This is a genomic window from Thermosynechococcus sp. B1 (assembly GCF_030322985.1).
Lineage (GTDB): Bacteria > Cyanobacteriota > Cyanobacteriia > Thermosynechococcales > Thermosynechococcaceae > Thermosynechococcus.
Window position 1 is genome coordinate 466,884 of sequence record NZ_CP096573.1, and the last position, 19,403, is coordinate 486,286.

Sequence of the window (19,403 nt, forward strand, 5' to 3'; positions counted from 1 at the left end):
CAACTGTTGTTCTTAGGGATTCAGTTGCATGGAGCAGAAAGGAAAACCGAGTCACGAAGCCGAAACATGGTTCTGCTGCTTCCTTGGAATCAATGACTAGGTCAGCCTAAATACTTATTGATTTTATAGTCAAGGATGTTCTAGGATTAACTTGTGCTACTGTACCTACCTTTTTAAACTATTCTTCAACCCTCCAAAGGCTGTTGGAGTTAAACCCATGAAAAAGATATTCAGTGTGTTCCTAAATGGTATCACCCTTACCCTGTCGAGTATTTTCCTAACAAGTCTCAGTCCTCGGATAGCCGAGGCACTGCCACAAAACCCAACAGTGAGTGAGGGGCAAGTCTCTTTTCAACAAAGTACCCCCCATCAGCTTCATATTCTGCAAAGCAGTCATAAAGCCATCATTAACTGGGAGGGCTTTAGCATTGGAGCCAATGAAGGGGTATTCTTTGTCCAGCCGGGCGCAACAGCAGCCGCACTCAACCGAGTGACAGGGCTAACCCCCTCAAGTATTGCCGGTCAACTGAACGCCAACGGTCGCATCTTTCTAATCAATCCCAACGGCATCGTCTTTTTACCCAGTGCCCAAGTTAATGTGGGCAGCCTTATTGCAAGTACCCTTGACATTAAAGATCAAGACTTTTTGCAGGACAATTTCCGCTTTTACAACCTCTCCAATAGGCCGCCGGCTGCTATTACCAACCAAGGGCGCATCACTGCCCAGGAGGGAGGTGTGGTGTCCCTAATTGCGCCAGCAGTTCAAAACACAGGGTTCATTTCAGCACGCTTGGGTCAAGTTGCCCTAGTGAGCGGCACTGGTGTTACCCTAGACTTCACAGGAGATGGGTTGCTCAGCGTCAGGGTAGATAGTGATCTATCTCAGCAAGTAACGGATGTCTATGGTCGCCCACTTTCTAGTCTAATTGATCAGCAGGGGCACATTAGCGCGGGGCACGTTATCCTTTCTGCCAGTGCTGCTCAGCGCATCATGGATCGGGTGATGAACGTTGATGGCATCATCGAAGCGCGAGCAGTTGAGAATCGTCAAGGGCGGATTATCTTAGCAGGCGGCCCCACAGGCGAAGTGAATATTAGCGGACGCCTAGATGCAGATGGTATTTACGGCGGTCAAATTACCGTAACAGGTCAAGATATTCATCTTCAGAACACTGCCCATCTATCGGCCAATGGCAACCTAGGCGGCGGGCAGATTTTTATTGGCGGCAGTCCTCAAGGGCAAGGTCCTCTGCCCAATGCCAGAAACACCTTCATTGACGCAGGGGCACGCCTAGAAGCTAATGCGCTAACCCAAGGGAATGGGGGTACTGTCATTGCTTGGGCAGATGAAGCCACCCATTTCCACGGCCACATTAGTGCCCGCGGGGGCAGCCTTAGTGGTAATGGCGGCTTTGCCGAAGTTTCGGCACGCAATAACCTATACGTCACAGGCTTTGCCGATCTCAGGGCGCCCAACGGTTCCTTTGGTACCCTTCTCCTTGATCCCGGCTCGATTACCATTCAAAATGGCCTCGGCTCTAACACTGGCCCTAACACCTTTGATGATGCACATATCGTTGGTCAACTTGGGTCGGCTAACTTGACCATCAGCACGGCAGCTGCAACTAGTGGTGGCTCGGAGACAATTACTGTTCAAACCAATACAAACATTACATGGAGTCAGAATACTACTCTAACGCTACAGGCAGGCCGTAACATTGTCATTCAGCCCGGTGTAACAATCCAAAATACCGGCGGCGGTGGCATCACACTAGAAGCCAACATTAGTGGTGGTACTTCTGGTAATTTTAAGGGTATTTTCATTGAGGGAACGGCGGCTCAACCCACGCTACTAGCAACAAACTCAGGTAACATTACCCTCACGGGTCGGGGAGGTACCTCAGGTAGTAATAACTACGGCATTCAATTAACAGGTCATGCCACGCTGCGAAGCGACAGTGGCCAAATTACCCTCAACGGTACTGGCGGTACGGGAGGTGGTAGTAGCTATGGTGTTTATCTCAGCCGGGGTGCTCGCATTGAAAATATCACAGGAAATATAAGCATTACCGGTATTGCTGCTGGGGGTAGCGGCTCAAACAACGATGGTGTTTTCATTACAACAACTCCACGCGGCACTGACAATCCCAATACCTCAGGTAGTAGGCAAACACAAATCACTAACCAAGATGGAAACATAACCATTAAAGGTACTGCCAATGGCAGCAGTTCAACGGATGACGGAATTGCTCACTGGAACGCTTTAGTTCGAACCACAGGAAGCGGCAACATCACTTACGAGGGTTATTCAGGTACAGGGACAGGTACAGGAAGCAAAGACGGTCTTGAGTTACAGCGTCATTTAACCGACGGCTTCTCTGCTGAAATCTCGGCAATGGGTTCAGGCCATATTACCCTAAAGGGCGTTTTGCGGGGTGGTAACCCAACCGATTATGCAATTAAGTTTGGTGAGCCTTCGTCTTCGGGTAACCCTAATAATGCCTTTATAGTGACCAGCAATACGGGCAACATCTGCCTAATCGGTGAACATACCGGTACTGCCAGCAGCGCCATCACCCAAAATTGGATGAGTATTCGTACAGCAGGTGCTACTCCAACGATTCAAAGTACGAATGGTGGCAACATTATTCTTGTGGGTGACAGGCTTGATCTAAGCAGCAACACTACATTAGGTAGCTCTGGCATTTTGGTCATCCAACCCTTTACACCGGGTCGTGATATTGATATTGCTGGGACAGCGCCCGATACGACTCATCTTGCCCTAAGCAGCACCGAATTTGGTCTAACGAATGGTTTTAGTCATGTCATCTTTGGCCATGAAAATGGCACAGGAACAGTTACCATCAACTCTCCCATTACTCGAAATCAACACCTTACCCTCCGGGGTGGCAACATTCAACTGAATTCATCAATTAACTTAGGAGGAAACACGCTAGCACTTTTCAGTAATGGGGGCTCTGTCACTCAAACATCTCCCTTCACAGCAAGTGGCTTAATTTTGGGTGGCAGCGGCAGTTTTATCCTGAATCAACCTTCAAACAACGTCAATACAATTGCAACCGCGAGTTCAACTGGCGCCATCACATACCAAGATCAGGACGATCTGACGGTTGGGCATCTGAGCATTCCTTTTGTTACAACGTATCCTAACTGCTGCACTGACAGCACAACAACCTTAACTGCTAATGGTATTACCACCAACAACGCTGATGTCATCCTCCGTACCGGCGGTCTCCTCACCCTAGACGCCAGCAGCAACCTTGGCAGCGGCAACCTAACCCTGATCAGTAATAATGGGGTCACTCAGACAGCAACAGGCAGCATCACCGCCACCGGACTGGGTCTGCAGGGCAGTGGCACCTTTGACCTGAACAATGCCAGCAATGATGTGGACACCCTTGCGGCCAACGTCAATGGTGGCGTCAGCTTCAAAGACAGTGATGACCTGACCATTGGCGGACCTGTCACCAGCACGGTGGGCAGCGATACGGCAACAACCGCAGCTGGCCTTACCACCACCAACAACGATGCCATCATCGAGAGCGGCAACACCCTCACCCTAGCCGCCAGCAGCAACCTTGGCAGCGGCAACCTAACCCTGATGAGTAATGGGGGGGTCACTCAGACAACAACAGGCAGCATCACCGCCACCGGACTGGGTCTGCAGGGCAGTGGCACCTTTGACCTGAACAATGCCAGCAATGATGTGGACACCCTTGCGGCCAACGTCACGGGTGGCGTCAGCTTCAAAGACAGTGATGACCTGACCATTGGCGGACCTGTCACCAGCACGGTGGGCAGCGATACGGCAACAACCGCAGCTGGCCTTACCACCACCAACAACGATGCCATCATCGAGAGCGGCAACACCCTCACCCTAGCCGCCAGCAGCAACCTTGGCAGCGGCAACCTAACCCTGATCAGTAATAATGGGGTCACTCAGACAGCAACAGGCAGCATCACCGCCGCCGGACTGGGTCTGCAGGGCAGTGGCACCTTTGACCTGAACAATGCCAGCAATGATGTGAACATCTTGGCGGCCAACGTCAATGGTGGCGTCAGCTTCAAAGACAGTGATGACCTGACCATTGGCGGACCTGTCACCAGCACGGTGGGCAGCGATACGGCAACAACCGCAGCTGGCCTTACCACCACCAACAACGATGCCATCATCGAGAGCGGCAACACCCTCACCCTAGCCGCCAGCAGCAACCTTGGCAGCGGCAACCTAACCCTGATGAGTAATGGGGGGGTCACTCAGACAGCAACAGGCAGCATCACCGCCGCCGGACTGGGTCTGCAGGGCAGTGGCACCTTTGACCTGAACAATGCCAGCAATGATGTGGACACCCTTGCGGCCAACGTCACGGGTGGCGTCAGCTTCAAAGACAGTGATGACCTGACCATTGGCGGACCTGTCACCAGCACGGTGGGCAGCGATACGGCAACAACCGCAGCTGGCCTTACCACCACCAACAACGATGCCATCATCGAGAGCGGCAACACCCTCACCCTAGCCGCCAGCAGCAACCTTGGCAGCGGCAACCTAACCCTGATCAGTAATAATGGGGTCACTCAGACAGCAACAGGCAGCATCACCGCCGCCGGACTGGGTCTGCAGGGCAGTGGCACCTTTGACCTGAACAATGCCAGCAATGATGTGGACACCCTTGCGGCCAACGTCACGGGTGGCGTCAGCTTCAAAGACAGTGATGACCTGACCATTGGCGGACCTGTCACCAGCACGGTGGGCAGCGATACGGCAACAACCGCAGCTGGCCTTACCACCACCAACAACGATGCCATCATCGAGAGCGGCAACACCCTCACCCTAGCCGCCAGCAGCAACCTTGGCAGCGGCAACCTAACCCTGATGAGTAATGGGGGGGTCACTCAGACAGCAACAGGCAGCATCACCGCCACCGGACTGGGTCTGCAGGGCAGTGGCACCTTTGACCTGAACAATGCCAGCAATGATGTGGACACCCTTGCGGCCAACGTCAATGGTGGCGTCAGCTTCAAAGACAGTGATGACCTGACCATTGGCGGACCTGTCACCAGCACGGTGGGCAGCGATACGGCAACAACCGCAGCTGGCCTTACCACCACCAACAACGATGCCATCATCGAGAGCGGCAACACCCTCACCCTAGCCGCCAGCAGCAACCTTGGCAGCGGCAACCTAACCCTGATGAGTAATGGGGGGGTCACTCAGACAGCAACAGGCAGCATCACCGCCGCCGGACTGGGTCTGCAGGGCAGTGGCACCTTTGACCTGAACAATGCCAGCAATGATGTGGACACCCTTGCGGCCAACGTCACGGGTGGCGTCAGCTTCAAAGACAGTGATGACCTGACCATTGGCGGACCTGTCACCAGCACGGTGGGCAGCGATACGGCAACAACCGCAGCTGGCCTTACCACCACCAACAACGATGCCATCATCGAGAGCGGCAACACCCTCACCCTAGACGCCAGCAGCAACCTTGGCAGCGGCAACCTAACCCTGATCAGTAATAATGGGGTCACTCAGACAGCAACAGGCAGCATCACCGCCACCGGACTGGGTCTGCAGGGCAGTGGCACCTTTGACCTGAACAATGCCAGCAATGATGTGGACACCCTTGCGGCCAACGTCACGGGTGGCGTCAGCTTCAAAGACAGTGATGACCTGACCATTGGCGGACCTGTCACCAGCACGGTGGGCAGCGATACGGCAACAACCGCAGCTGGCCTTACCACCACCAACAACGATGCCATCATCGAGAGCGGCAACACCCTCACCCTAGCCGCCAGCAGCAACCTTGGCAGCGGCAACCTAACCCTGATGAGTAATGGGGGGGTCACTCAGACAGCAACAGGCAGCATCACCGCCGCCGGACTGGGTCTGCAGGGCAGTGGCACCTTTGACCTGAACAATGCCAGCAATGATGTGGACACCCTTGCGGCCAACGTCACGGGTGGCGTCAGCTTCAAAGACAGTGATGACCTGACCATTGGCGGACCTGTCACCAGCACGGTGGGCAGCGATACGGCAACAACCGCAGCTGGCCTTACCACCACCAACAACGATGCCATCATCGAGAGCGGCAACACCCTCACCCTAGACGCCAGCAGCAACCTTGGCAGCGGCAACCTAACCCTGATCAGTAATAATGGGGTCACTCAGACAGCAACAGGCAGCATCACCGCCACCGGACTGGGTCTGCAGGGCAGTGGCACCTTTGACCTGAACAATGCCAGCAATGATGTGGACACCCTTGCGGCCAACGTCACGGGTGGCGTCAGCTTCAAAGACAGTGATGACCTGACCATTGGCGGACCTGTCACCAGCACGGTGGGCAGCGATACGGCAACAACCGCAGCTGGCCTTACCACCACCAACAACGATGCCATCATCGAGAGCGGCAACACCCTCACCCTAGCCGCCAGCAGCAACCTTGGCAGCGGCAACCTAACCCTGATGAGTAATGGGGGGGTCACTCAGACAGCAACAGGCAGCATCACCGCCGCCGGACTGGGTCTGCAGGGCAGTGGCACCTTTGACCTGAACAATGCCAGCAATGATGTGGACACCCTTGCGGCCAACGTCACGGGTGGCGTCAGCTTCAAAGACAGTGATGACCTGACCATTGGCGGACCTGTCACCAGCACGGTGGGCAGCGATACGGCAACAACCGCAGCTGGCCTTACCACCACCAACAACGATGCCATCATCGAGAGCGGCAACACCCTCACCCTAGACGCCAGCAGCAACCTTGGCAGCGGCAACCTAACCCTGATCAGTAATAATGGGGTCACTCAGACAGCAACAGGCAGCATCACCGCCACCGGACTGGGTCTGCAGGGCAGTGGCACCTTTGACCTGAACAATGCCAGCAATGATGTGGACACCCTTGCGGCCAACGTCACGGGTGGCGTCAGCTTCAAAGACAGTGATGACCTGACCATTGGCGGACCTGTCACCAGCACGGTGGGCAGCGATACGGCAACAACCGCAGCTGGCCTTACCACCACCAACAACGATGCCATCATCGAGAGCGGCAACACCCTCACCCTAGCCGCCAGCAGCAACCTTGGCAGCGGCAACCTAACCCTGATCAGTAATAATGGGGTCACTCAGACAGCAACAGGCAGCATCACCGCCACCGGACTGGGTCTGCAGGGCAGTGGCACCTTTGACCTGAACAATGCCAGCAATGATGTGGACACCCTTGCGGCCAACGTCAATGGTGGCGTCAGCTTCAAAGACAGTGATGACCTGACCATTGGCGGACCTGTCACCAGCACGGTGGGCAGCGATACGGCAACAACCGCAGCTGGCCTTACCACCACCAACAACGATGCCATCATCGAGAGCGGCAACACCCTCACCCTAGCCGCCAGCAGCAACTTTGGCAGCGGCAACCTAACCCTGATCAGTAATAATGGGGTCACTCAGACAGCAACAGGCAGCATCACCGCCACCGGACTGGGTCTGCAGGGCAGTGGCACCTTTGACCTGAACAATGCCAGCAATGATGTGGACACCCTTGCGGCCAACGTCACGGGTGGCGTCAGCTTCAAAGACAGTGATGACCTGACCATTGGCGGACCTGTCACCAGCACGGTGGGCAGCGATACGGCAACAACCGCAGCTGGCCTTACCACCACCAACAACGATGCCATCATCGAGAGCGGCAACACCCTCACCCTAGCCGCCAGCAGCAACTTTGGCAGCGGCAACCTAACCCTGATCAGTAATAATGGGGTCACTCAGACAGCAACAGGCAGCATCACCGCCACCGGACTGGGTCTGCAGGGCAGTGGCACCTTTGACCTGAACAATGCCCCTGTTGCCGTAACGTTGTTTGCTGCACAGGTAAATGGTAGCCTGCTTTACAATGGTCTAAACTCGGTTAATATTGGTACAGTAACTAGCACTGTTGGTAGTGATATTGTAACAACTACCGGCCTTAGTGCCCCCAATCTACCCGGTGGCGGCAATCAGCCTCCTAGTGGTGGGAATCAGCCTCCCAGTGCCCCCAATCTACCCGGTGGCGGCAATCAGCCTCCTAGTGGTGGGAATCAGCCTCCTAGTGCCCCCAATCTACCCGGTGACGGCAATCAGCCTCCTAGTGGTGGGAATCAGCCTCTTAATGGTGACCAAGGTGCTTCTAAAGCAACCTTAGGGGGGCAACGTGGTGGTGTGACCATAGCAGGAACAACCAGTGCAAGCTGTTCTTCTAATAGGGAGGGATTTACAGAAGAGGATCAAAAAGGTAAATCGAAGTCTCGTCTTGTACTCATCAATAGCCAACAAACAGCTGTTGATCCGCTAACGCAGCTGACAGTATATGAAAATGAGGAGTGGACAGACGAGGGTCAATGCGTAAACCTTGAGCTAGAGACTGATTCTTTGCAGTAACTATTACCCTTAGCGCTGTAAGTCCCCCCTCCTTTAGGGGGGATATCTTTTGCAAATACACGGGACATTGGTATGGTATCAACATGGCAACGCTCACTAAGACCCTCAAGCTTCTGTTCCTTGGGCTCAACCGGTCAAAGGCGGAGCTGTTTGCACGTCTTGAGCGGCTCAACACCCACGTTGCCAATTCGATGTTTCTACCGACGACGATCGCCCCCGCCGCAATAGGGCGTCCTAGATCCGCTGCGCCTCGATCCATTGAGCGGGAGGCAAGGAGTACGTTTCGAAATATTGCCAAAGCCCAATCCGCTGAGTCGTGAGTTGACCCGCACCGAAGCAGAAATGGCCTACTTTCGTGGGGGCAATCCCACCGTGCGCGATCTGTTTAGCCGTGCTCAGCAGTTAGCCCAACCTGCCAGCTTGACAGCAGCTGCACCCACCACCGCCAATGTTGCCAGCTTAGCCACCAATCGAGCCGCAGTACAACTCTTGAAGGCAAGTCGCCACCTGATGCGAGCGGAGCGCGGTTTCTAAAAGCCCATGACCTTGGCTACAGTTTGCTCAGTGGGTTCAATGTGGCGGTGGAAGCGATCGCTCTGTTGCTTGAGCGCTGTTTCTGGATCCTTGAGACCATTGCCCGTCAGCACACAGACCACCGTGGCACCACTGGGCACCTGATCGGCCAATTTCAAGAGACCCGCCACAGAAGCCGCACTAGCCGGTTCACAGAAGATACCTTCCTCAGAAGCCAGCAGACAATAGGCATTCAGGATTTCCTCATCGGTAACGGCATTAAAGGCACCTTGGCTGGCTTCTTTGACGGCGATCGCCCGTTGCCAGTTGGCAGGATTGCCAATGCGAATGGCCGTCGCAATCGTTTCGGGATGGGTGACAACCTCGCCCTTGACAAGGGGGGCAGATCCCGCTGCTTGAAAGCCCATCATCCGCGGCAGGCGATCGCAACGATTTTGCTCACGATACTGGCAAAAGCCCATCCAATAGGCAGTAATGTTTCCTGCATTACCCATGGGAATACACAGCCAATCGGGGGCATTGCCCAAGCTATCCACCACCTCAAAGGCGGCGGTTTTCTGTCCTTCCAGCCGATAGGGATTGACGGAATTGACCAGCGTCACGGGGTAAGTTTCCGCCATTAGGCGCACAATCTCTAGGGCTTGATCAAAGTTGCCCTCAATGGCAATCACTTCAGCACCATAGAGGAGCGCTTGGGCCAGTTTTCCTTGGGCAACGTACCCTTCGGGCACCAAGACATAGGCCCGTAAGCCTGCCCGTCTCGCGTAGGCCGCTGCTGAGGCCGAGGTATTTCCTGTGCTGGCGCAAATCACAGCTTCGGCTCCCGCTTCCTTGGCCTTGGAAATGGCCATGGTCATGCCACGATCTTTGAAGCTCCCTGTGGGGTTGAGGCCATCGTACTTGACATACACCGCGACGTTGCGGCCAATGCGGGCTGCAATTTGAGGCACGGGAATCAGTGGTGTATTGCCTTCATAGAGGGTGACCACTGGGGTGCGATCGCTCACAGGCAAAAACTCACCGTAAGCGTGAATCAGGCCATGCCAAGCAGGACGGATGGGGGGAGCAGAGAGTGTTACAGGCACAGGTACGCAGTCAAAAAATATGAATAAATTTGAGGCTGAAGATAGAGATTAGCCACACAGTAGGATAATTTTAGCGATCAGGGGTTACACTTGCCAATTGCCGGAGAATCACATTATGCGTCTAATTTTGATTCGCCATGGAGAAGCCGTTGGTAATGCTTCAGGCGTCATGCTCGGGCGGCAGGATGTACCCCTCACAGAACGAGGACGGCAGCAAGTCCTTGCCTTACGGGAAAAGCTCCCCTTACCCCATGCCATTTACACCAGTCCGCTGCAACGCTGCCGCGATACGGCGACACTCATGAATCCTTGTCCTGACTTAAAGGTTCAAGAGTTGGCGGAGTTAATTGAAATTGATCAGGGCATTTTCACAGGACTCACGTGGGCACAGGCGCAGGCGCAACATCCCGATCTTTGTGAAGAACTGGAGGAGAGTGACTACCTGATTCCAGTTCCCGAGGCAGAGTCAATGGCCATGGCTTGGCAGCGGGCAAAACAGGCTTGGAAACAGCTCCGACGCCACAGGGATGAGGACTGTGTTTGGTGTATTAGTCATGGCGGCTTTTTGCAGTGCCTGATTAGCGTTGTTCTGGGGAGCGATCGCCTGTGGGGGATGGAAATTCCCCCCGCTGCTTGGTTTGACTTTTCAGTACGAGTGGATTTAGATGGCCGCTTTGAGGCAGAAAATATCCGCTGGTGGCGCATCAATGCCTTTAATCAGTGCTCCTAGACGGCCAGCTCAGGTTAAGGTTGTTAACAAACCGCAATTTGCTCGATTGGCATCAAGATCTGCGAGCGGCGGAGGGTCGCGATCTTGGGGTTGGCACAGTTAGCTGCGGAATCCTGACCCAGCAATGGTCTTCAAATTCGTTGCCTAAGCGAAAGCGTTGAAAGGTTCCTTGGCTGCTCTGGCGATCAATCCAGATGGGCAGGCTAATGAGACCTCGATTGTCTTTAATGAGCCAGCGGATCGAGCCATCGTTGTCCCGATAGGGGCGTACACCATTGACCAGTGCCCACGACTCCCCCAAACTCAGGCCACCAAAGCGGGAAATTTGCTGGGGTGTGGTGAAGGCGATCGCCAGCCGATCAACCAGCTTCAGTGGTGCATTTTCCTCACTCGAATCAACTTTGACAACCACTTGCACATCTGTGAGCAGTTCATGGTGATTCGGCTTGGAGAATTTACTCGTGGAATAGGTGCCGAGGCGATTCTTACTGAACTTGTGATGCCGCTGTTTACGCAGAATGCGAGAAATGGGTGGGTCAGCACCAATAATGCCAATGGCCAGTTTGACACCCCGATGTTGATCCAAATTCTCTTCACCGATCAGGGAAAGGAGCATGCCATAGATCGTGGAGGGGGGTGGATAGCGGTAGGTCTCCTTAAAGTCGCGGGCAAAGCTGCGGGGAAAACTGGTACAGGGACAATCAAGGTAAAGTTGCATTAGGCGGGCACCTCAAGCTTGAGTTGTTGCTTTAATTGTTCTTTGGCGTGGGCGATCGCTTCTTTGACCCCGCGATAGACCTGAACCCCTAACGCCTTTAACTGCTGACCATAGGGAGTATCGGCAATCTCACCGCCCACCAGTAGCTCATCAGCCTTCACATCCCCCACTTCAACCAGTCGCACTAGCCGTGGGCAGCCCACCGATTCGCCAATGCGCTTAAACACGTCCATAATCCAAGGACTCGGATCATCGGTTATCCGAAGCACAATGGACTCTGGATGAAAGTCGTATAAAAAGCGGGCATGGTTACCGCCCACATGACGGACAGCGCCAATAGCATCCAAGGCGAGTAGTGCCCGTTCCGGTTTCTTAAGACTTTCTGGCGTGAGGGCGATCGTGTACTGATAGGCAGTGCAGTGTACTTCGGTGCTATGAATCGAAGTTTTTCCCTTTTCGCCGCCTTTAGAACCAAAGGCAATATCCCCCCAATAGGGATCCAGACTCATAGCGCGACTAATTTCTAGGGCACCCCGCCGTTTGGTCGTGGCATCTTCATTATCCTTCCCCTTTTTGGCGTCCATGTAGCCAAACAAGTCATCATCAATGTATTTTTCAGCGCTGAATTGTTCATCCTTGAAGCTATACTTGTCAGTCTCAGCATTAAATGTGCGATTCACCTCTTTTTCATAATGATTTTGAAAATACTCCCGCAATCCCCAACGGATCGCTTCTGCACTCACAGTAGTGTATTGATCATTGCCACGGGTGATTTTTTGCAAAGTTGAGAGAGTGCTCCCATCCCCTTCCCCCCGGTTATTGGCTGCAACAGCAGTGGTCGTTACAATTGTTGCAAAAAGATGTTTTGTCATTGTTATTTCTCCTAAGTTAAAGACAGCAACTATTCATCAACAAAGGAAAACATTTCCTCTTCCGTTACATTCACCTCATCCATTGATTCAGAGGCAACCTCAGCACCATTGAGAGCATCTCCCTTCTTACTGCTGTAGGTGGCGATCGCCAGCAGTACCAGATCTCTTGCTCGCCGCCAGTTTTCCTCACGGTGAATCCAGTGAACAATTTGCGGGCCTTTATCGCGAGCGGCTTTGCTACGAAACTGGCTTAGGAAATCCACCAATGCAGTAGCAAATTCCTGTTGCGTACTCGGACGTTGGAATCGGTAGATAACCTTATCGGTCACTTGCCCATAGTCTAATTGGCGACCTTGCTTCTTAGCTTGCTGAATCTGCCCGTACAGGTATTTACTAAAAGCACCTTGTACCACCTCAAAGAGCACCTGTTCATCGGGATTCAAGTGTTTGGTCATTTTTACCAACCCTTCACGTTCATAGAGCTTATTACGTTTGTAAAATTCAAAGAAACCTGCATACCAAGGCTGACCTCCAATTAAATTGTCACAAATCCAAGGCAGTGCTTTAGAAAGAGCTAACCAAGTTTCACCATTCTCCTTTTGTCGCACGTGCGCAGGAAAAACTTGGCGAGCGACTTCATACAATTCGAGGACTTCATCCATAACCTCTACGCGATACACCGCCTGTTTCAGGTAAGCTTGCTGGGCATCCCAGACTTGCTTCCCCAACTGGTAAACCTCACAGTAGTGCACGCCAAAGGGTTGCACTGCTTCGACCACCTTTTCCTGCAACAGGAAATGCAACGCAGATTCACCAGCGCCACTGCTACGAAAGTCTCGATACGTGCACCCCGACATCGCCCGACGGCGCTTAACCCAGTGCTTTAGATTTTGAACTTCAGGAATAACCAGTGCTGAGCGGGCAGAGAGCTTGCCACCAACAGTTTGGGGAGGAAGTTGGTAGTAGCCACAGGCAAGGGGCAAAAAAAGCAACGCCAGAAAGCCCTGCGGCGATTCTTGATAGGGACCATTGACAAAACATTCCACCAGTCCGGGCAGATGATTTCCCTTCAGGGGAATTTCTTTCTTGAAGGCTCCCTTATTGTTAAAGGCCTCCTTGATGTCGCCGGTGTAATAACAGCTCTCTAGGGGCTTCACCTCAATCGAGATCTCTGGTTGATCCGGCTCAATTAAGAACGTGCGAGTGACAGAAGTGTTGCTGAGTTTGCGCTGTGTATTGTGCTGGAGGAATGTGGTGAGTACCCCTTGGGTAAACGTGTATTGCCCCTGGGCATCAAGCTTGAGGGCAGGAACCTCTAGATAGCCTTGGTGATTAATCTGATAGGTTTGCTTTAGCAGCCATGTCACAACCTCTCGATCACTCCCTTTCCACGCCAGTTCAACGACCTCATCGGTGACGTTCCAAGTTAAGGGAGCCTGTGAACGTTGGCTTTCCAACTCGGATAGGGCTAAGGCTAGACCCGCAATTCCTGCTCGATGGGGCAAAAGAAAATTTGGATCAAAGATCGATAAGGTAAATTGGCTCACAATTTCACCTCCTGCCGGGAAGCGAACGCCCCTAGGTTTGGGTCATAGTGCCACTGCTCCTTAGGCGCAATCAAATATCCGCTCTTGTGGCGCCGCCAACCCTTGATATTTTTGGTAGCGGGTAGGGGGATTGTGTAGCGCATCAGTTGACTAGATTTGAGGAACGCAATCTCCTCCTGATCCTGTTCGAGAAGGGCAGTGACGGTATAGCCTGCTTCGCGCAACGGTGCAGGATACGTTTTCCATCTGCCATCCAGCCAGACAAAGTGATCCTTGGGTGTGTGTGGAGTGTTGAGTTTTTCTAACCAAGCGGCGAGCTGGGCTTGGCTAACCAGCTGACCGACAAACCCTCGCACCAGTGCCCAACCCGCATCCAGTTCATCTGCACTGTAGGGAAAACCAACCTTGTCATCGGGGTAAAAGAGGGCATCAAGGGCGTGGCCGCAGTACTGACGGTTGAGCCGCCCCAACCGCTGGATTAGCCCTGCGGGGTCAGCAATTTGAGTCACGAGGAGTGTTGCCGACAAGTCCAGCGACATTTCTGCCACTTGCGTGGTGATGGCTAGGACGGGTTGATTTTGTTTGAAGGCCTCTACCACTTTGCGGTGATGGTGCACGCGATCGCCATAACGAAAGCGACTGTGATAGAGCAGAGGTTGAAGTCCCTGATTTTTCGCTTGCTGATAGGTAGCGATCGCTGTATCCACCTGATTGCAAACCCACAGGACTTTACCACCTTGGTCAAGTTCTTGCTGAACCCGCGCCCAGTCCAGCTGTGCTAGCTCATGGAAGCGATAACGGGGCAGGTGTTCAATGTCTCGGGGGCCTTGGATAATTTCAACAGGTTCTCCCACTGCATTGCGAATGGCCTCCACCTGCGCGGGTAGAAATGAGGCAGACATGAGTAAGATTGGCGCTTTAACAACGTTGAGAAATCGCAGTAAGGCGCCAAAGAGAGCATCGTCATAGCAATGAACTTCATCAAAGACGAAAGCAGCCTTGGCGATCGCTGGAAAGCAGTACAGGGGACGGCGGTGACATTGCAGGAGTCCCAAAACGGTATCTACAGTGCAAACATTGACCTTTGCCCCCCACGCCTTGAAGGCTTCTAATTTCTGAGCGGCCTCATTAACCGCTCCATCGCCATTGTCTTCTTCTTCTCCTGTGCAAGCCAACTCCAAATCAATAGCCGACCGAGAGTGCAATAGCTCTGACTCTACTTGGTGATGAACATAGCCCAGAAAGCCCTCGGTGCTAGTGCCCGTTGTTGGATAACAAAAGAACAACTTGCGTCCAATGCCATGGCGTTGTGCCCAGCAATAGGCACCAAGGGTTTTCCCTGTACCGCAACCCGCACGTGCCAGTGTGACTCGTTTGGAGTCCTCCCGCAGATCAATTTGAAATGGCCGCAGGCAGTGCTGACCCCGCCGGGCATCAATCACCTTTTGTAGATCAGCCACCGTTAAAGTGCATTGTAGTTGTTCTTGGATCCATTGCTGGAGGTTGGTTGTCACCGCTGCTGAGGCCGAGCCAATGGCATCTGCTGCCACAAGCAGTGCTTTCACAACAGCAACAAACACAACAGTTGGTTTCCAGTCAATAAAAGCCTGCAAGACTGCTGCCCGTTTCTCCTTGATTGTTTGCATGTCCCATCGCGATGAGAACGCAAAAGGAGGAATGATTTGAGGCAGCCCTAGGGTTCTTACCCCATAGCGAAGCAGCTTGCGGAAGGAAGGATGATGGACATACCAGTACAGGTAAGGGTCGCCACTGCCCTCGCGGATCTCCCCCAGTGCACTGGTGTCTCGCCCCTGCTGACCGCCTAATTTGAGGTGATGTCCTCCTGCTGCGGCGATCGCTGTCATCAAGTCAGCATTGGGGCATTGGCAAAGCCAGTTTCGGAACTCCCACGCCAGCAAGACAGACCCCACTTCATGACGGATAAGTTGTGGGTATTGCAAGGGGTTCTGTTGAGGCTGCACCGATGGATTTGAAGCCCTGAGGGGGTACCTGACCACCCCTTGAAATTGGTGATTGGCCTTACCCCAATCGTGCAGATAAGCGGCCAGTCGCGCCGTTGCCCGCAGGGTTTCCCTAGTGTCGTTGCTAAATCCAAACTGCTGGAGCAACCCTGTGCCCAGTGCATCAACCAAGGTGGTAATTGACTTCACAACCGCCGCGGTATGACCAGCCAAATGATACCTTCCTCTCCAGTCGGCGCTGCTTGGGAGTGAAGATTTTGCCAACAAAATATCTGGGTCTAGTTTTGGGGGTGGAGAACTAGGCAGCATTCGGTTCCTCCTTGACCGGGTAAAACCAGCCGCAGCCAAAATGTCTTCGTCCTCCTAATCCATGCCACTGCAACTTTAGAGAATCTTCAGGAGTTAAATCTTCAACAATCACGCGGTAGCCTACGACTTTTTTGCCTTTCACTTGAATCGTGCGCCGTGCTAAATCACCATTCGGATCAGAAGGAATAAATACCTTTCCCTGAATGCCTAAATGAGTTAGGCCTTTTTGACAAGATTCCAAAAAATAGCGGGGCACTTCTAGGTGATCAATTGCTTCTAATTTGAAAGTGACTAGGCGAGCTGCGAGGGTTCCTGAAGGCTCTGGCAATGTAATTCGAGGTTGCACAAGGCGAATCAGATGCCCCTGAATATCCAACACTTGGTTCTGGAAAAAGCGATACCACGTCTGCACTTGATCTGTAGGACAGCGAAGGCGAAAGCGTGAAGCACGATTTAGATAAATAATACCCTCACCGTTAGGAATTCCAGCAATACTGCTAAGGCGAAGATCACTTGGTATATCTGAAGGTAGATCTGGCCGCCCCGATTGTTGCAACTGTTTTTTAATAGCAGAGTATAATGCATAGCCATGATCTGCTGGCAGTGTTCTTCCACGCAAGCTGTAATGGATTTCAAGAAAGTGATTGTGGCTAGTCATGACGCTATCTTATTACCCCCGCCTAATCTGAATGCTTTCCCTCAATTATGGGTCTCTGGAGCACTGCCAAGGGTAGCCACTGTCTAGTTTCAAGAATCATGCTAACGGATAACTTATAGTTGTCAACTTACAAAAATTTTAACTTCTACTGTAGGTAACCACAAGGAGCAAAAAAGCTTTTGGATACAATTTTTTATTTTTATTCAAGAAAGTTAACCAACCGCTGGGCTAGCCCACAGCACCAGAGGTAGAGGCACGTTTCTCTACTTCACTCAATTCTTTTTTGGATCTGTGCTCAACGCCTTACGGCATCAAAGGTAGAGGCACAGTAGCATCCATATCTAGGCGCCGTTCTTCAAGAGGTGCTCAACGCCTTACGGCATCAAAGGTAGAGGCACAGTAGCATCCATATCTAGGCGCCGTTCTTCAAGAGGTGCTCAACGCCTTACGGCATCAAAGGTAGAGGCACCCGATCGCTTGTTGTTGCCACAAAGCGCGGTCTGGTGCTCAACGCCTTACGGCATCAAAGGTAGAGGCACTTGAGGATTGTGAAGTAGGCGGGATACACCCGGACGTGCTCAACGCCTTACGGCATCAAAGGTAGAGGCACTGCTTATATCTGGGGCGATCTATCCATCGATCGCGATGTGCTCAACGCCTTACGGCATCAAAGGTAGAGGCACAATACTCAAGAATCGCATCCTCTAAATTGAGAAGCGTGCTCAACGCCTTACGGCATCAAAGGTAGAGGCACAAGTTCCTACTTCTGAAGTTCCTACTTCTGAAGTTCCTACTTCTGAAGTTCCTACTTCAGAAGTCACCACTTCAATCGCCCTAAAATTATCATTAAGATACGTCAAAGAAGCCCAAGCTTCGCAGTATTCTAATTGGGCTTCTGGCAAGTTTAAAATCCAAGCGATTGCCCCCCTTAGGGATTCGGGTAATTTTAGGTACTCTCCAACAATCACTTGTTGGAGTAAGGTTAGGTCGGATTCTTGACAAAGAACCCCTTTATAGAAAAAGTGTAGTTTTAGCGATTGGATAAAACAACCCCGTTCAAGTAGGTTGTAAATATCGGTGGCGGTGCAACCGCCAAGGACCAGAAACCCAATGGGAACGAAAACCCTTTTGACCAGTAAACGGTCCACTAGCTTTTTGGCCCGCATTAGGCGTAGTTTGTCGCTTGAAATAAGCGTCAACGCTAGTGGTGTAATACTAATTGCTAAGTTGCGACCGCTAACAGTAGCGGCGACTTTAGCAGTATTGGGCTTGGGGGTAAACCCGAACCCAAAATCGCGGGCAAAGATGCTAATTTCGCTCATAGTGACGATTTTCTCTCCTAACTAGAAAACAAAACCTACCCCTAATCGATAGGGGTAGGTGATAGGTGAAAGGTTACAGAACAGACTCAATTGGGACAAAATTGCGATCCTTCAAAACCCAAGCGTGCTCAACGCCTTACGGCATCAAAGGTAGAGGCACGCGTGGGGAGGAATTGTTAAAGGCTGTTGAAGGTGCTCAACGCCTTACGGCATCAAAGGTAGAGGCACTCGTTAAGGTTGTCGTTTTGGTACAAGGGGGTTCTCGTGCTCAACGCCTTACGGCATCAAAGGTAGAGGCACCTTTTGTTCGGTTTTTGACGGGGGAAGAAGTCCGTGCTCAACGCCTTACGGCATCAAAGGTAGAGGCACTCGTTAAGGTTGTCGTTTTGGTACAAGGGGGTTCTCGTGCTCAACGCCTTACGGCATCAAAGGTAGAGGCACCTTTTGTTCGGTTTTTGACGGGGGAAGAAGTCCGTGCTCAACGCCTTACGGCATCAAAGGTAGAGGCACTCGTTAAGGTTGTCGTTTTGGTACAAGGGGGTTCTCGTGCTCAACGCCTTACGGCATCAAAGGTAGAGGCACCTTTTGTTCGGTTTTTGACGGGGGAAGAAGTCCGTGCTCAACGCCTTACGGCATCAAAGGTAGAGGCACGTCGAGAGGCGCTATATCTAAAATCGATTCCTCGCTGTGCTCAACGCCTTACGGCATCAAAGGTAGAGGCACGAACTTCTACCGCTAAAGTTTTGTCTCGCTTGGCCGTGTGCTCAACGCCTTACGGCATCAAAGGTAGAGGCACGGTCAAGATTTTCTTGGCTAAGTTGATTTGGAGATGTGCTCAACGCCTTACGGCATCAAAGGTAGAGGCACGTATCTGCTGCAGCTAGTTCTGGATTAGGAAGTGCTCAACGCCTTACGGCATCAAAGGTAGAGGCACCTCACTTCACTGGCGAGACAGCTCCAATCGGCGAGATGTGCTCAACGCCTTACGGCATCAAAGGTAGAGGCACTCCAAGTCTACTGACAGACTGATTAGCTGGTTCGAAAAGTGCTCAACGCCTTACGGCATCAAAGGTAGAGGCACAACTAGGGGCGGATACAGGGCGTTTTACCTCTGCTGTGCTCAACGCCTTACGGCATCAAAGGTAGAGGCACGCCACGCACGCTGCAAGAGCAAACACTGCTCTTGTTCTGTGCTCAACGCCTTACGGCATCAAAGGT

At 52.5% G+C, this 19,403-nt stretch carries 9 protein-coding genes and 2 CRISPR repeat arrays (1 of these 11 only partly in view); of the genes, 3 read left to right on the top strand and 6 right to left on the bottom strand.

Going from position 1 to position 19,403, the window contains the following annotated elements:
* Nucleotides 1-217: 217 nt before the first annotated feature.
* Both M0644_RS02365 and M0644_RS02370 read left to right on the top strand, forming a co-directional pair.
* Nucleotides 218-8,428 (top strand): filamentous hemagglutinin N-terminal domain-containing protein, encoded by an 8,211-nt coding sequence (locus tag M0644_RS02365; protein ID WP_286626437.1) that lies wholly within the window; start codon nt 218-220, stop codon nt 8,426-8,428.
* A 291-nt stretch (nt 8,429-8,719) separates the two neighbouring features.
* Nucleotides 8,720-8,962 (top strand): hypothetical protein, encoded by a 243-nt coding sequence (locus tag M0644_RS02370; protein WP_286626438.1) that lies wholly within the window; start codon nt 8,720-8,722, stop codon nt 8,960-8,962.
* On the opposite strand, the gene thrC is transcribed toward M0644_RS02370, so the two are convergent.
* Entirely contained in the window at nt 8,959-10,047 is a 1,089-nt protein-coding gene (gene thrC / locus M0644_RS02375) for a threonine synthase (protein ID WP_149817814.1), read from the bottom strand. The two genes, M0644_RS02370 and thrC, sit on opposite strands and share 4 nt — an antisense overlap.
* 115 nt (nt 10,048-10,162) lie before the next feature.
* Between thrC and M0644_RS02380 the strand changes: the two genes are divergently transcribed.
* The gene (locus tag M0644_RS02380; protein WP_149817816.1) at nt 10,163-10,777 is read left to right on the top strand and encodes a histidine phosphatase family protein; all 615 of its coding nucleotides are present in this window, start codon (nt 10,163-10,165) and stop codon (nt 10,775-10,777) included.
* 52 nt (nt 10,778-10,829) lie between these two features.
* On the opposite strand, the gene cas5 is transcribed toward M0644_RS02380, so the two are convergent.
* The 5 genes from cas5 to cas6 form a co-directional block, all read right to left on the bottom strand.
* On the bottom strand, nt 10,830-11,495 hold the full coding sequence (gene cas5 / locus M0644_RS02385; RefSeq protein WP_286626439.1) for a CRISPR-associated protein Cas5: 666 nt from the start codon (nt 11,493-11,495) through the stop codon (nt 10,830-10,832).
* A complete protein-coding gene (gene cas7i / locus M0644_RS02390; RefSeq protein ID WP_286626440.1) occupies nt 11,495-12,367 on the bottom strand; it encodes a type I-B CRISPR-associated protein Cas7/Cst2/DevR in 873 nt (290 codons plus the stop codon). The genes cas5 and cas7i overlap by 1 nt, the downstream gene beginning before the upstream one ends.
* Before the next feature lie 29 nt (nt 12,368-12,396).
* Nucleotides 12,397-13,914: a type I-MYXAN CRISPR-associated Cas8a1/Cmx1 gene (gene cas8a1 / locus M0644_RS02395; protein ID WP_286626441.1), complete on the bottom strand. Its 1,518-nt coding sequence runs from the start codon at nt 13,912-13,914 to the stop codon at nt 12,397-12,399.
* Nucleotides 13,911-16,109: a CRISPR-associated helicase Cas3' gene (gene cas3 / locus M0644_RS02400; protein WP_286626443.1), complete on the bottom strand. Its 2,199-nt coding sequence runs from the start codon at nt 16,107-16,109 to the stop codon at nt 13,911-13,913. Before cas3 ends, cas8a1 begins: the two co-directional genes overlap by 4 nt.
* 85 nt (nt 16,110-16,194) lie before the next feature.
* Entirely contained in the window at nt 16,195-16,863 is a 669-nt protein-coding gene (cas6, locus tag M0644_RS02405; protein WP_149817827.1) for a type I-MYXAN CRISPR-associated protein Cas6/Cmx6, read from the bottom strand.
* A gap of 291 nt (nt 16,864-17,154) precedes the next feature.
* Nucleotides 17,155-17,617: a CRISPR direct-repeat array (repeat unit 36 nt; unit sequence GTGCTCAACGCCTTACGGCATCAAAGGTAGAGGCAC).
* 692 nt (nt 17,618-18,309) lie between these two features.
* A CRISPR array of direct repeats spans nt 18,310-19,403; the repeat unit is 36 nt; unit sequence GTGCTCAACGCCTTACGGCATCAAAGGTAGAGGCAC; it runs 2,154 nt beyond the window's last position.

Excerpts from the sequence above, each read along its gene's own strand:
- cas5 (WP_286626439.1), bottom strand. The coding sequence starts at position 11,495 with ATGCAACTTTACCTTGATTGTCCCTGTACCAGTTTTCCCCGCAGCTTT.
- M0644_RS02365 (WP_286626437.1), top strand. The coding sequence starts at position 218 with ATGAAAAAGATATTCAGTGTGTTCCTAAATGGTATCACCCTTACCCTG.
- cas6 (WP_149817827.1), bottom strand. The coding sequence starts at position 16,863 with ATGACTAGCCACAATCACTTTCTTGAAATCCATTACAGCTTGCGTGGA.
- M0644_RS02380 (WP_149817816.1), top strand. The coding sequence starts at position 10,163 with ATGCGTCTAATTTTGATTCGCCATGGAGAAGCCGTTGGTAATGCTTCA.
- cas7i (WP_286626440.1), bottom strand. The coding sequence starts at position 12,367 with ATGACAAAACATCTTTTTGCAACAATTGTAACGACCACTGCTGTTGCA.